Here is a 13,385-nt window from a genome sequence, read left to right as displayed (position 1 = left end):
CCATTTCCTTATTAAAAACTTTTACTGTTACATCACACAAACAATTCTTCAGATTTTGCTAGGACTAAATCACTCAACAATTTTTTAGGCTCAACTTGCACGGAGGGAATAGCTGTTTGCTCAGCTGTTATAAATCCATTTTTATTACAATGCTCGATAAAACTAAATAGTTTTATAAAGTAATCATCAACGTTTAGAAACCCTATCTTTTTGTCTAGCTCTCCAATTTTTATTGCATTCCATGTTTCAACCGCTTCCTCTAGTGTTCCTAAACCACCAGGCATAACGATAAATGCGTCAGCCAGATATTGAAGCATTTTTTTTCTTTCTTGCATGGAGGAGACTATATGAAGTTCATCTAGAATGTCTAACGGTTTTTCTTTGTCTAAAAGATGTGTAGTTGTAACCCCGATCGCTTTACCGCCCAATTCTTTTACAGTTCTTGCTAATAAACCCATCATGCCAAGACGTGACCCACCATAAACTAGTGTAAGTCCATAAGCAACTATTTCATGAGCAAGCTTAATAACAGCTTCTTTGAATGCCAGATTATTTCCAGAACTAGCACCAAGATATACACAAATTGTTTTCATTACTAATTATCTCATTACCCGTAAACGTCCCATCCATCAATAAAACAATACATCCCCGCAAATGTCCCATCCTTAAATTTATAGCTATTATTAATTGCTATTGAACTAACTCAATATAATCTTCCATTGATATGATAGTACCTATTTCACTATGTCTATTTTCTTTAATGAAACTATGAAACGAGGCTTTGGTTGCAGGGTGATCTAGGCCATGCTTTTTATACCAATTTTTTAGAATACTACTTTGTTCCTTCATGAATTTATCAAAATCATTATTTAAAGCGCTTTTTTGATGCTCTGTTAATTTCTCTAGGTATGTGTTTATCTTTTTGTTTACATACTGTTTGTAGCGCTCTGATTGTTCTTCCAATTTTTCTTTTTTTTCTTTTTCTTTAGCTTCTGAGATCTTGCGACGCTCATTAATTACAGCTTTGCTTGATCTGCTTAGCTTATAATCTTTTTTTAATGCTTCAATCAAATACCCAGCTAAGCCTCTAATTTTTCCTGTAACAAAATTCTCTGATTGTGTAATGATTTCTACTTTCTCTCGAATATATTCCCTACCATATTTTGTATATGTCTCATCAATCATTTGTGCTGAAAATCCAAATGTACTAATCAATATTTGTTTTAATTCCTCATCAATTGATAAGTTATTTATCTGAATTGGAGATTCATCAATATTTTTTTCTAGCTTGAATCGAATTTTAGTGACCTTCTGATTAACTCGTTCTAATTCAGGAACAATACGAATGGGTGATACTGTATTTACTTCATTCACCCCAACATCAAGTACTCTTTTCTTAAAATCTTTAAATACTTGATACTTTCCATCAAACACGCCCATCAACTTTCTAAAAATCTCTATGGGAAACCATGGTGTCTGCATAAGCCCTTTGTATCGGATACAATTCTCGTATAACGCCAAACCATAACCCGATTTAAACTTTGAAACGAGATCAATATTGATTTGACCATAAATTTCAGGTTGATACATAAGATCTTTCATTACCTGGCTGTATTCATAAATACAAACTCCGTTTGAAAGTTCGGCAGATGCCAATATGGAACTAGCCTTCCATTTTTTTTCTTGTCCTGTTGAGCAATCAATAACATTCCACTCAATAGCTATCGTTATTAGTCCGATTAAAGCTTCCTTCAGCTTAGCAGTGTCTTTGCTGTTGTAACCAATTAGTTGATATAAATCTTTTCCTTTGATTTCAAATTGTTGTTTGTAGGGAAGATCTGGATAAGCATTAAAGAGCAACGCATTAAACAGCTTACGCTGAACTAATGATAGATTATTAGAACAATGTATCGCGTTAACATGTTTCTTTAGCTCGAGACTTTTATTATTCATTGCTGCGTTTTTCACACAGTTCTCCCTAACGATAGAATCCGGATATCCGGATTAAATATCAATCCGGATATCCGGATTCCATTTCTTTTTCTAGATATTCAAACATATGAGAACACATAGATTCTAAATCTATTAATTCGGAGATTTCTTTATTAAGAACAATCGAAGGTAATCCTCGTGAATCACGTTTAAAAGTAAATAATTTCTTACCTTTTTGAGATACATAAAATTTAGCATCAGTGGAATTTCTTGTGTGTAATGACGATTGCGATTTCGTGCTATTTGATTCAAATATACGCTCAAGCTTGGCATTAGAATTTATTGTTTTCCCTATCTGATGGGCAATAGATAACATTGTTTTATAGTTATTTTTTGATTTATTTAATATTTGAACAATAGAAACGGCCAACTGTTTTGATAAAATATGAATATTAGGAATTTTACCTATTATTTCATCAGGAATCTTTGAGTAAGCCATTAAATCATTAAAAGTTGATGTAGAGATATTTAATTTGTCTGCGAGCTCTTTTTCAGTTTTAAATACACCATCTACTAATAAGCGTTTATATAACAAGGCATTAGAATAGTTGCTAACATCATTTCGTAATTTATTCTCTGCATCTTGGGATGCTACAGCATCTTGAATATTAGGAATGTCTTTTTTTATGACTAAAAAAGGAATTCCAAGCTGTAAGCAAGCAATGTGTCGTCTTCTACCGAAAATTACCTCGTATTTAATTTTTCCATGTGGGGTAGGGTGAAGCCTAACTAAAGCCGGTTGCAATTGTTTATTTGCTTTAATTGAATCAACAAGCCCTTGAATATCCCCCATTTCATTTTCATGACGGTTAGCATAGCACCATGGTTCACATTCAGCAGGATCAATATAAATCAGCTCTTGCTCTGAAAACTCAATTCCAGATTGTGTTTTAAAATAGGAGGATGTTTTGGATGATGTTTGATTAGAAGAAACCTCGTTAGAAGTTTCCAGTTTATTAATTTGCCCGTTTCGCAGTAACATGCCTAATGGACCAGAGTTGTGGACATTTTTTTTACTGTTATCCATTGTTATCACCACCTATAATCGAAGAAGTTGCTTGTTTGTCCCAAATATCTTTAAAGTTATTAATAATTTCTAAATTAACATCATCCAGATGTTGCAAAGCGCGTCTGTAAGCTTCTCGACTTCCTCGAGGTTTAGAAATGTCATAAATAGTCCCAATTTCGTTAGCTGCCTTAGGAACTTCTACAGTTTCACACATATGATTTGTCAAGATATATCGTCCAAATTGTTCGCGCATCATGTTTTCCATTTGTAAGGCCTCATTACTGCCAGTATGTTTTGAAATCAAAATTCGAAGATATTCTAATTTTTTAGAAGGTAGCTCTTTAAACATGTTTCTTAATGTAGCGGTATACATGATGAAACTGGAATAATCATTCATAGATGGAGGAATAGGAATAATAATTCCATCACAAGCAATAATTGCGTTTAAAGTAAGTAGTCCAAGATTTGGGCCGCAGTCAATTAAGATAACATCATATTGATTTTTAATAATTTTCAAAGATTCAGCTAATCTAATAACTGGAGATCCTAGTCGGTCTTGATTATTTGCTGTTTCATTGGGTAAAATTAGATCACAATCTTGTATCGCCAAGTTCGCAGGGATAATATCTAAACCATCGAAATGTGTTTTTAAAATAACCTCCTTAATGTTGCTTGGGTTAGAAATAAGCACATTTGTGATGGTGTCTTCATATTTTAACTCTAAATCAGGTATCAATCCGGAGCTAATTAAGGTTGCAGTTCCTTGTGCATCAAAATCTAGTAGTAAAACTTTTAATCCTTCAATAGCAATTTTTTTACCTAAATCGACAGTCGTTTCTGTTTTTCCAACACCGCCCTTTAAATTAGAAACGGCAATTGTTAAACATTTGGAACCTTTTGGTCGTATATAGCGAGTCCCGGCTTTATCTCTTAGACAATTTATAGCGGCTAAAGTGTACTTTTTTACGTTTCTCCCATTTTCCTGTTTTTCCATTACTATTCCTGGAATATCATCATGTGACTCCAATAGCTTTCGAAAGGTGGGATCTGAAACTTTAACCATTTTTGCTGCTTCAATAGCGCCCCATGTTCTTGGTTTTTTTCTTTTTTCAGGATTAATGACGTAGTTCCTGAGTGCCAATAACATATCATTCCCGGCTTGATAAAATTTATCCATCAGTTGTTCTGGATTATCTGTGCCATAAGTAATAATTTGAGGATTTAGCATAATTTCCTTTTGTTTAATAAACAAAATTTCACTGTTTTACTAATTTATCCATATTTTTATGAAAAAACAAGGTTTTTATGAATTTTTCTATTTACTATAGAAACACAACGTGTTTTAATTTTTTTTAAGATCTTTTTATTTGTTGTTTAGAAGTTTAATGCATCAATGTTCTTAAGGGTTGTAGGATAGTCTGCGGGACATTTACGGGAATTACCCGGGACGTTTACAGGAATGGATGCGGCGTTTACGGGATAGGGTGGGACGTTTTCAGGAAGTAAAAATAAGAAAAATAACTAATGGTGCGACGTTTACAGGTATGGTGGGACGTTTGCAGGGATAAACTGAGGAGAGACACTCGTGTCAAATTTAGAATTGAAGGGATTGAAGTTGCTTCGAGCCTTAGACAATTCATTCCAGGATGGAGAATCCAAACCCTTTGAATCGATAACTCATTTAGCTGTTGAGTTATTAAATTCTGGAAAATATCAGCCTAGAAGACAATTTGATGAATCTGTTTTAGATGAGCTCGCAAGCTCCATCAAAGTTCAAGGGATTATCCAGCCACTTATTGTTAGAAAGATTGCAGAAGAACGTTATGAGATTATTGCTGGCGAAAGACGCTGGCGAGCGGCAAAAAAAGCAGGTTTAACTTATGTGCCTGTTATTATTAGAAATGTTGATGATAATATTGCTCTCGCATTTTCACTGATTGAAAATATTCAACGCGAAAATCTCAACCCAATTGAAGAAGCGCTAGCATTAAACCGTTTTCGCGAAGAGTTCCATATGACTCATGAAGACATAGCACAAATGATAGGTCGTTCCAGAGTTTCAGTTACTAATACGCTTCGCTTACTATCTTTGGACTCTAGAGTAATAGAGATGCTAAACGAGGGTAAGATTGATATGGGACATGCCCGATCAATTTTGAAACTTTCGCCAGAACATCAATTTCAAGTTGCATGCGCCGTCATTGAGAAACAGCTCAATGTGCGTGATACGGAGGCATTAGCAAACAGATTGAAGTCATCAGGGGATAAGGAACATGACAAGACTTTTTCTTCAGCTACACGTCATGACAAGTGTGAGGAGTGGAGTACCTATCTATCTCAACAATTTACAACAAATGTTTCTGTAAAAGTAAATGCTGAAGGTAAGGGAAAAGTGATTATCGAGGTGAATTCTGCTAGTGAGGTTGATTGGTTGATCAAACTAATGAGCGAAAGAGGATAGTTATCCACAAAATCTGTTGATAACGTTGTGTGATAATCGTGGGTTATAACGTAATTAAGCCTGTTAATGAGAAAGAAGATCGTGTTTAATTTTTGGATTTTGGATTTATGATGAGACCATTGCGTATTTTTATCAGTAGCGTACAACAAGAATTTAAAGAAGATCGTCTAGAGATATGCCATTGGTTGAAAAATGATCCCTTAATGCGTCGTTTTTTTGATCCATTTTTATTCGAAGAATTGCCAGCTCATGATAGGAGGGCAGATCAAGTTTATCTAGAACAAGTAAGTGCTTGTGATATCTATATTGGTCTTTTTGGCTATGATTATGGCTTTGAGAATGCAAAAGGTGTTTCCCCTACTGAGGAAGAATACAATCTAGCTTCCGAGGAACATAAGACCCGATTAATTTTTATAAAGGGAAATGAAGAAAGTAGACGTCACCCTAAAATGAAAAATCTTATTACTCGTGTTGGAACTGAATTAATCAGAAGGCGTTATCAATCTATTTCCGAGCTTATTTCCAGTGTTTATGCGGCTTTAATACATGATTTAGAAGAACGAAAATTAATCAGAAATAGCCCTTTTGATGCCGCTCCTTGTCGAGGGGCAACATTATTAGATTTAGATGAAGAGGGGATGACGGCTTTTTTACGTCGAGCAAAACGAGGACGTGGATTTCCACTGCCTATCGATGCGACCTCTTTTGAATTACTGTCCCATTTGAATTTGCTAGATGAGGATAAGCCTACACATGCCGCAATGTTACTCTTTGGAAAGCAACCACAACGGTTTGTTATGTAATCCGAGGTAAAATGTGCTCATTTTCACGGGACAGAAGTAGCCAAACCCATTCCTTCATATCAAGTATATAAAGGCACGTTATTTTCACTGGTCGATCAGGCGATTGATTTCGTAATGTCCAAAATTAATCTTTGGGTGGGAACCAGAGAGAGCGGGGCGGAAGTGCCTGTTGCCTATGAAATTCCCCAGGAAGTTGTCGCAGAAGCGATTGTGAATGCGGTTGCTCATCGAGACTATGATAGTAATGGAAGTGTACAGGTAATGCTGTTTGCAGATCGATTGGAAATTTGGAATCCAGGAGGACTCCCTCCATCATTGACCTTAGAGAAATTACGTCATCCACATGGTTCTGTTCCAAGAAATCCCTTGCTTGCTGAGCCATTGTATTTAACGAAATATATCGAGCGTATGGGAACTGGTACAGGCGATATGATTCGTCGTTGCCGTGAGGTTGGACTGCCAGAGCCTGAATTTTCTATCTCCGATGGATTCAAGACAACCATTTGGCGTAAATCATCATCGATGACCGGACAAGTTACCGGACAAGTTACCGGACAAGTCGATCCATGGGTTGAGCGGGTACTAAGAGCATGTGAGCTAAAAGGTGAGCTGAAAAGTATAGAGCTACAAGAGGTAGCAGGTATTAGGCATCGAGAAACTTTTCAACGTAATTATCTTGATCAATTGCTCTGGGATGAGTTAATCGAGCGTACTATCCCAGAAAAGCCTAAAAGTAGATTGCAAAAATATCGTTTATCCAAAAAGGGAAAAATTTTATTAGAAGATTTATATAAAAATAAAAAATAGGATGAAGCCGATGTTAGAAAAGAGAAAGAAATAAAAAGCAATTATTAAGTGACTTTGATTGAATGATTTCTGTTTAAGGGAGCGCTGTTTAGCAAAATATAACCGAAGGGCAATTTTTATGCGTTTAAGTAAAAAAATCAACTTCCATATTTTAGTTTTAAGCGTCGTTTTCACTACAACCAATGGTTTTAGGTTACATAAATAACGTCGCTTTATTAAGCGCTATTAAAACACGTTTATGATAACTCTGTATATTAAATAGTCAGTTAAGGGAAATGATAAGCCTTGGTGTCATTTAGAAAATAGCCAAATTAGCAATGCGTTTTAGGCGATCAGGGTTGTCTTCAACATAAATTGCTGTGGTGACAATGTTGGCATGACCTGCAAGACGAGAGACAGCTTTAATATCCGCGCCCTGTTCAATTAAGCGGGTAATGAAAGTACGTCGACCAGAATGGGAGCTTGCCCCAATGATTCCTGCCTTATCATAGAGTGACTTGAACCATTTTTGCAAACTATTAGGCGTAAAGCGACTTTTGCGTTGGGTCTGAAATAAGGGTTTGTCTCGTGCAACATATTTTAGGGTATCGAGATGAGCTTGGAGTGCTTTACGGATTTTTTCATTGGCAAGATAAGCGTAACGTTGCTTTTCACCTTTGGTCATTGAGCGCTTCAAACAAATCTCTTCAAGTAATTGATAGTTGTAATCGGCTATATCTGCAATAGTGAGAGAGGCGATTTCTTTCACTCGCAATCCAAGTCCAAAAGAACAATACACAAGGGCACTATTTCTTATAGCGAATTGCCCATCTTTGGCAACAATAAGCAGTCGCTTAAATTCCGCTTCACTTAAGACTCTGGCCTTTCCTTCTTTTGGCATAAAAGACTCAATATTTTCCTGTTATAATGGTATTCTAAATAAATCAGGCTGTCTTGGCAAAAGCAAAAATAAAATTGTGGTTTATAGTAGAACTTTAGTATGAATACACTTATCGATGCAGCAATAAAATATCTTTCCAATCATTATTGCAGTGAAAAAGAGCTTATAAGGCAATTAGAGAGGGATTTTTCGCATGTTCCTGAGTTAGATGCTCAGATTCATGCAACCATAGTTCGCCTTCGGGAATTACATTTAATTAATGATAATCGTTTGGCTGAATCATTAAGTGCCCGTTATATCCATAAAGGAAACCGTTTTATTCAACAAATATTAAAACAAAAGGGCGTTAAAGAAGAGGTGATTGAGCAAATCTTAGAACATATTGAACTGGAAGAAGTTCGCGCCCTAGATGAAGCTCGGAAAAAAATGCGTGGATTTAAAAATGATACAGATGAGGCGATAAATACAAAATTGGCTCGTTTCTTAAGTGGCCGAGGTTTTTCCCATGCTACGATAAAAACCGTACTTAAACAGTTAAGTGAAGAACAGACTACTTAAAGTTTTAGATAGTGTAGCGGATGAATACAACAATCATTTGCATCTATAAGAAAAGAAAACTGTAAATTAAACTCTGAATGAAATGATAAACTTACAACGCATCATGATTATTGGTAGACCAGGAAGTGGCAAGTCCACCTCTGCTTGAAGAATTTATTAATATGGATTTAACTACAACGAATAGGGATAGCTATTTATGAGTAAAATGTTTTTTTCAACTATTTTTTTTCTAACTCTAATTGTAGGCTGTGTTCCGAGATCATTAGGACCTACTGCAGAAAATGTAGTAATTATTGATGCTCACAATACTACAGTACCTAAATCGTGTAAATTTTTAGGTCAAATATTGAATAAAGACGTACATGGTGAGTTGCTCCAATTTTCCCTTGGTTTAGAACAAAACCTTAAAAAGGATGACATTCGTTTTCTTAAAAATGAAGGCGTTAAACTGGGTGCAAATGTTGTTCTGTTTGAAAAGCATCAAACATTAATAGAAAGACGTCATAACCTGGGTCGACATACTGACATCAGTATGCATGTTATTTACGCTAAAGCCTATCAATGTCCTTCTCATTTAATAAATAACATGCGCCAGACAAGTACAGATTACTCTGTATATGAAAATCCGGTACTAATTAAACAATATTGATATGTTTTTGGTAATTTGTCTTTGGAAGATCCTTTGGCTTACTCGATCAATTAGCTTAATTGCGAAGGCCAATAAATCCAGAATAACCTCACTATAGCGAGCTAATGCATTGAAAATTTCATAATATGCTCTATGGAGATACTTAAGCCATGATATAGGTTATTTTCGCATGCAGCTCATATAGGAGTTGCAATGTAATAGGGGAAGATGGTAGCACCGTAAGCGCTCCAAGAACCACAGGCTTACAATTTACAACTTAGGGGTATAATCTAAGCCAATATTCCAAGGCAACAGTTTTTCATAATCATCAACACTGTTGCAAAGAGGAGCGTTCTTTAACAACATGACATAGTAATGATAAGGGTCGAGATTGTGTAATTTAGCCGTTCTGATGATACTGAAGTGTAAACACAAGGCCTCAGCACCTTCAACAGAGGCGCAAAACAAGAAGTTCTTTCGAGCAATGACCAAGGGTTTGATTTCTTGTTCAGTAAGATTGTTATCGATTTCCAGACGCCCATCATCTAAAAAGCGCATCAGTCCATCTCTATATTTAACACAGTAATTGAGTGCTTTCCCAAGCGGTGATTGGGGCAAAGTTGTAGGATAGACCTTATCAACCCATGTATTAAAGGCTTCCATGAGTGGTTTGGATTTTTCCTGACGCAACTGGTGACGTTGGTCTGGATTCAGTTGATTATTTTTAGCCTCACGCTCTATTTTATAAAGCTCTTTAAAAAAGCGCATGGCTTCTTTGGCAATGCCTTTGCCTTTATTAGATTGGGCAATAGGTTCAAATTTTCTGCGCGCATGCGCGTTGCAATTGACAATGTGCGCATTGCTGCTACCCACAAGTTCAAAAAAATTGTCACCATCGACATGTAAATAGCCATTGAATCCGACAAACCAATCGTAAATAAATTGTTTGTGCTCCACATCGTTGTAGTCATAAAGAATAACGGATTTATCCGGTGGTCCACCCCGAATGCAATACACATAGGATTTGGTTTCTGCTTTTCTTCCAGGCTCATGCAAGACCTGCAAGGTCGTTGCATCACAACTGGCCACATCATACTCAATCACACTGTCTTTCAACAGATTATAAATGGGACGCAGTGGTGTCATTAACTCAATGAGCCAGCGCGCCATGGTTTGGCGTGAGCAATCAATACCATGTCGTTCGCTGAGTTGTCGCTCCAGATGGTACAGTGGTTGCCTGTCATCCAGCTTGCTGACCACCAGGAATGATAAAAACTCTTCTGTTGCTTTAATTTTGGGGAGAATTTGTTTGGGCGCTGCTGCGGTTACGATTTGATTCTCGCATCCTTTAGTGCAAGCAACTACTTCACGTCGTTGCTCCACAATTTCGATGACGCAAGGTTGGTAATGCAGTAGCTCTTTGGTTTCATAACGAATCACTGTTTTGCATGCACCACAGGCACATTGCTTGTCTTCATCAGATACCGGAATAATTTCAATGCGACGGGGTAGTTCTTTCTGCGCTTTTTTATTCTTCTTTCTTGTATGGGCAGCCACTGGTGTCATTTCTTCGGTCTGCTCACCGCTTGCTTCAGCCTGAGAAAAAATGCTCTGATTATTTTCAAACAAAGACAGCTGAGGATTTTCAGGGTCAATATAACGCTCAGAGCGCTTGCCAAAACGGTGACGGCGTAGCTCCATGATTTGTGCTTTTAAAGAATCATAGGCTTCCGCGTAGTGTTCATTGCGTGCTTGAGATAGAGCAAGCTCTGCTTTTAATGCGAGTATTTCGTTACTTAATTGCTCTATTTTTTCTTCGTACATCATGTTGAAATGGCACCTGTTTGCTGAGTCAATTATATCACATTACGTTGATTTTAAAAACAAATTAATCGTTTTTTGTAAATTATTTCTAATAGAAATTCGTAGCCAATACTTCCGGCAACAATGTGTGTTTTGCAAAATCCAATCCTGAGAGCAGCCAGCTTAATTGGTCATTGGTAAGGCTCATGACCGCGTCATCGTGTTTGGGAAATTTTAGTTTTCCTTGCTCCAATCGCTTATAACAGAGCCAAAACCCATTTCGCTCCCACCACAGCATTTTTATTTTATTGGCTTGGCGGTTTCTGAAAAGAAAAATTTGCCCTGATGTGGGGTTCAACTGAAGATGGTCGGAAATCAACATCACCAGTCCATCAATTTGTCGCCTAAAATCAATAGGCTTTGGATAGAGCCATATGCTTGCATTAAATGATAAAAACATGGCTAACCCCACAAGGACAACAACATTGGCAATAAAGTCTGGTCGTGAATTTTTAGCTCATGCCCATTGTTCAATACCAAGGTGCATACTGTCTCTGGAGCTCTTTGTGTCAGCTTATTTAATTGAATCGGTACTAATTTGGATGAAGCTATTTCTTCCCGATACTTTCGCTCCCAATAGCCAAATTGATGGTAGTTTAATTGATGCTTTCGACAGTACGTTACTCGCGACAAACCACTTTCTTTTTGATGCGTTACATGCTCCATCCATCTCTGTTCTTTCGTGCCATCTGTTTCTTGGGGGGATATAATTTGTGGGGATATATTCATCGTACTCTCCTCTCTAAATTGATGTTGCAGAGTATGACGAAACGGAGATAATTATTAAATTATGTAGTTGCTGGCGCGCTTACCATTAATATTAATCCTGTATTGTTTTTCTTAATCCCAATAATTAATTCATGCAAGTTCAATGATGTCCATGATGGTGCGGGTGATACCCACCAAATACACGCTTATGCGGTTTAGCGTTTTTTGAATCCTCTTTATCTTTACTCGTAGCAGAGGTGCAGGAAGTTAACAAGAACATTAGAGGAATGAGCACTAATGCATATGAGGTTATTAAAGTGAATTTTTTAATCATGTTATTCCCTATATAAAAACAATGTGTAATATAATGAGTGTATATCCATTCACAACATAAAAAAATAGAATGACTTACATTGATGGGATCTTAACCCATCTTCCTGCAGAGGATGTACTCATGAAACAAAATTCTTCTCTCTATTTATGGTGTACTTATTTTGGCTTTAGCCACATAAACACTCCTGGCTGATAAAACTCCCAGTCGCACATGACCTACGTCTGAACTCTTAAAAAGAGTACAGACTCGCGGTTACGATGCGATACGAGAAATAGAATTTGATGATGATTTATATGTTTTATCTTCCAAATAGAGTTGGATGGCCTTATCTTAAATTTATCAAAATGACTTAATCTGCTCATAATAATCAAAGAGCATCATAAAAGATCAAATGACTAAACACATAGAACTCAATTCGCTCGAATGCCTACATAAAGAACTTTTGTTGATTAATTACACAAAACTACCTGGATTTTTGTATAACTGATAACGACCGTTTTTATGCACATGTTTTATTATCGTCTTACACTTTATAAATCTATATTAGTATGTATAATTAAATCTATTATTTAAGGTTAAACATTAACGGACTATTTTTTGAGTAAATTATGCCCAAAACTATTGCATATATTCGTGCTTCAACAGATAAACAAGATTTGAACAATCAAAAACTTGAGATTTTTGAATTCGCCAAAATAAATAAACTTGAAGTGGATGATTTTATCCAGATGACTATTTCAAGTAGAAAAACCACCAAAGAGCGCCGCATCGATGAAATGATCTCAGTATTAGATGATGCCGATACACTTATCGTCACTGAACTCAGTCGATTGGGACGAAGCACTGCGGAAGTCATAGGATTAGTTAATGAGTTAATTAAAAAAAAAGTGAGGGTGATTGCTATTAAGCAAAATTTGGACATGAAACAACATGACATGACATCAAAAGTGATGATTACCTTGTTTTCACTCTTTGCTGAGCTTGAACGTGATCTTATAAGTCTCAGAACAAAGGAAGCACTTGCCAGCAAAAAAATGCAAGGAATTCAATTGGGCAAACCCAAAGGAACAATCCAGAAAAGTAAATTTGATAAGGATAGTGATAAAATTAAAGAGTTATTGGCATTAGGGTTATCCGTCAGGAAAATTGCAACATTTTTGGGCTATAGTAATCATATTGGTCTTAATACTTATATTAAGAAAAGAGAGTTACGTTCAGCGGAAATGGCTTAGTTTATTGAGGGAGCAAGATGAAAGATATTATTATTCCCAGCGATGTATCTTTTAATGATCTTAAATTAACTACCTCAGAATACGTGAAAGACAACCCGACACGCTTGAAA

15 protein-coding genes are annotated in these 13,385 nt (G+C 36.3%); 6 read left to right on the top strand and 9 right to left on the bottom strand.

Features of this window, described 5'->3' with window-relative positions; genetic code table 11:
- Positions 1 to 32 precede the first annotated feature (32 nt).
- The 4 genes from OQJ26_RS11145 to OQJ26_RS11130 all read right to left on the bottom strand — a co-directional run bounded on the left by OQJ26_RS11145 (position 33) and on the right by OQJ26_RS11130 (position 4,229).
- Positions 33 to 593 carry an LOG family protein gene (locus OQJ26_RS11145; RefSeq protein WP_058393340.1) on the bottom strand — a complete coding sequence of 187 codons (561 nt, stop codon included), beginning with the start codon at positions 591 to 593 and terminating at the stop codon, positions 33 to 35.
- Positions 594 to 690: 97 nt separating this feature from the next.
- Complete coding sequence (locus OQJ26_RS11140; RefSeq protein WP_230305100.1) at positions 691 to 1,968, bottom strand: replication initiation protein; 1,278 nt, start codon at positions 1,966 to 1,968, stop codon at positions 691 to 693.
- A gap of 43 nt (positions 1,969 to 2,011) precedes the next feature.
- On the bottom strand, positions 2,012 to 3,019 hold the full coding sequence (locus OQJ26_RS11135; protein ID WP_058393339.1) for a ParB/RepB/Spo0J family partition protein: 1,008 nt from the start codon (positions 3,017 to 3,019) through the stop codon (positions 2,012 to 2,014).
- Positions 3,012 to 4,229, bottom strand: a complete 1,218-nt coding sequence (locus OQJ26_RS11130) for an AAA family ATPase (protein WP_058393338.1) — start codon at positions 4,227 to 4,229, stop codon at positions 3,012 to 3,014. The genes OQJ26_RS11135 and OQJ26_RS11130 overlap by 8 nt, the downstream gene beginning before the upstream one ends.
- Positions 4,230 to 4,586: 357 nt before the next feature.
- Between OQJ26_RS11130 and OQJ26_RS11125 the strand changes: the two genes are divergently transcribed.
- From OQJ26_RS11125 to OQJ26_RS11115, 3 genes are all read left to right on the top strand, one after another.
- Positions 4,587 to 5,462 carry a ParB/RepB/Spo0J family partition protein gene (locus OQJ26_RS11125; RefSeq protein WP_058393337.1) on the top strand — a complete coding sequence of 292 codons (876 nt, stop codon included), beginning with the start codon at positions 4,587 to 4,589 and terminating at the stop codon, positions 5,460 to 5,462.
- Between the two features lie 107 nt (positions 5,463 to 5,569).
- The gene (locus tag OQJ26_RS11120; RefSeq protein WP_265703881.1) at positions 5,570 to 6,265 is read left to right on the top strand and encodes a DUF4062 domain-containing protein; all 696 of its coding nucleotides are present in this window, start codon (positions 5,570 to 5,572) and stop codon (positions 6,263 to 6,265) included.
- Positions 6,266 to 6,379: 114 nt separating this feature from the next.
- Positions 6,380 to 7,072, top strand: coding sequence for an ATP-binding protein (locus OQJ26_RS11115; RefSeq protein WP_265703880.1), 693 nt, complete (start codon positions 6,380 to 6,382; stop codon positions 7,070 to 7,072).
- A 295-nt stretch (positions 7,073 to 7,367) separates the two neighbouring features.
- Here the strand turns inward: OQJ26_RS11115 and OQJ26_RS11110 are convergent, their stop codons facing one another.
- Positions 7,368 to 7,952: a tyrosine-type recombinase/integrase gene (locus tag OQJ26_RS11110; RefSeq protein WP_265703879.1), complete on the bottom strand. Its 585-nt coding sequence runs from the start codon at positions 7,950 to 7,952 to the stop codon at positions 7,368 to 7,370.
- A gap of 99 nt (positions 7,953 to 8,051) precedes the next feature.
- Between OQJ26_RS11110 and OQJ26_RS11105 the strand changes: the two genes are divergently transcribed.
- Both OQJ26_RS11105 and OQJ26_RS11100 read left to right on the top strand, forming a co-directional pair.
- The gene (locus tag OQJ26_RS11105; protein ID WP_011212590.1) at positions 8,052 to 8,510 is read left to right on the top strand and encodes a regulatory protein RecX; all 459 of its coding nucleotides are present in this window, start codon (positions 8,052 to 8,054) and stop codon (positions 8,508 to 8,510) included.
- A 196-nt stretch (positions 8,511 to 8,706) separates the two neighbouring features.
- The gene (locus OQJ26_RS11100) at positions 8,707 to 9,159 is read left to right on the top strand and encodes a DUF4156 domain-containing protein (protein WP_265703878.1); all 453 of its coding nucleotides are present in this window, start codon (positions 8,707 to 8,709) and stop codon (positions 9,157 to 9,159) included.
- Positions 9,160 to 9,408: 249 nt separating this feature from the next.
- Here OQJ26_RS11100 and tnpC read toward each other — a convergent pair whose 3' ends face one another.
- From tnpC to OQJ26_RS11080, 4 genes are all read right to left on the bottom strand, one after another.
- Positions 9,409 to 10,965 (bottom strand): IS66 family transposase, encoded by a 1,557-nt coding sequence (gene tnpC, locus OQJ26_RS11095; RefSeq protein WP_265702303.1) that lies wholly within the window; start codon positions 10,963 to 10,965, stop codon positions 9,409 to 9,411.
- Positions 10,966 to 11,050: 85 nt separating this feature from the next.
- Complete coding sequence (gene tnpB / locus OQJ26_RS11090) at positions 11,051 to 11,401, bottom strand: IS66 family insertion sequence element accessory protein TnpB (RefSeq protein WP_265702305.1); 351 nt, start codon at positions 11,399 to 11,401, stop codon at positions 11,051 to 11,053.
- A gap of 2 nt (positions 11,402 to 11,403) precedes the next feature.
- Positions 11,404 to 11,730, bottom strand: coding sequence for an IS66 family insertion sequence element accessory protein TnpA (gene tnpA, locus OQJ26_RS11085; protein WP_265702306.1), 327 nt, complete (start codon positions 11,728 to 11,730; stop codon positions 11,404 to 11,406).
- A 139-nt stretch (positions 11,731 to 11,869) separates the two neighbouring features.
- Positions 11,870 to 12,043 carry a hypothetical protein gene (locus OQJ26_RS11080; protein WP_265703877.1) on the bottom strand — a complete coding sequence of 58 codons (174 nt, stop codon included), beginning with the start codon at positions 12,041 to 12,043 and terminating at the stop codon, positions 11,870 to 11,872.
- 608 nt (positions 12,044 to 12,651) lie between these two features.
- Between OQJ26_RS11080 and OQJ26_RS11075 the strand changes: the two genes are divergently transcribed.
- Positions 12,652 to 13,275: a recombinase family protein gene (locus OQJ26_RS11075; RefSeq protein WP_058509153.1), complete on the top strand. Its 624-nt coding sequence runs from the start codon at positions 12,652 to 12,654 to the stop codon at positions 13,273 to 13,275.
- The last annotated feature ends 110 nt before the right edge of the window (positions 13,276 to 13,385 follow it).

The sequence above is a fragment of the Legionella sheltonii genome (assembly GCF_026191355.1).
Lineage (GTDB): Bacteria > Pseudomonadota > Gammaproteobacteria > Legionellales > Legionellaceae > Legionella > Legionella sheltonii.
Note: the sequence above shows the minus strand (reverse complement) of the source record. Positions and strands in the feature narration are given on the sequence as shown.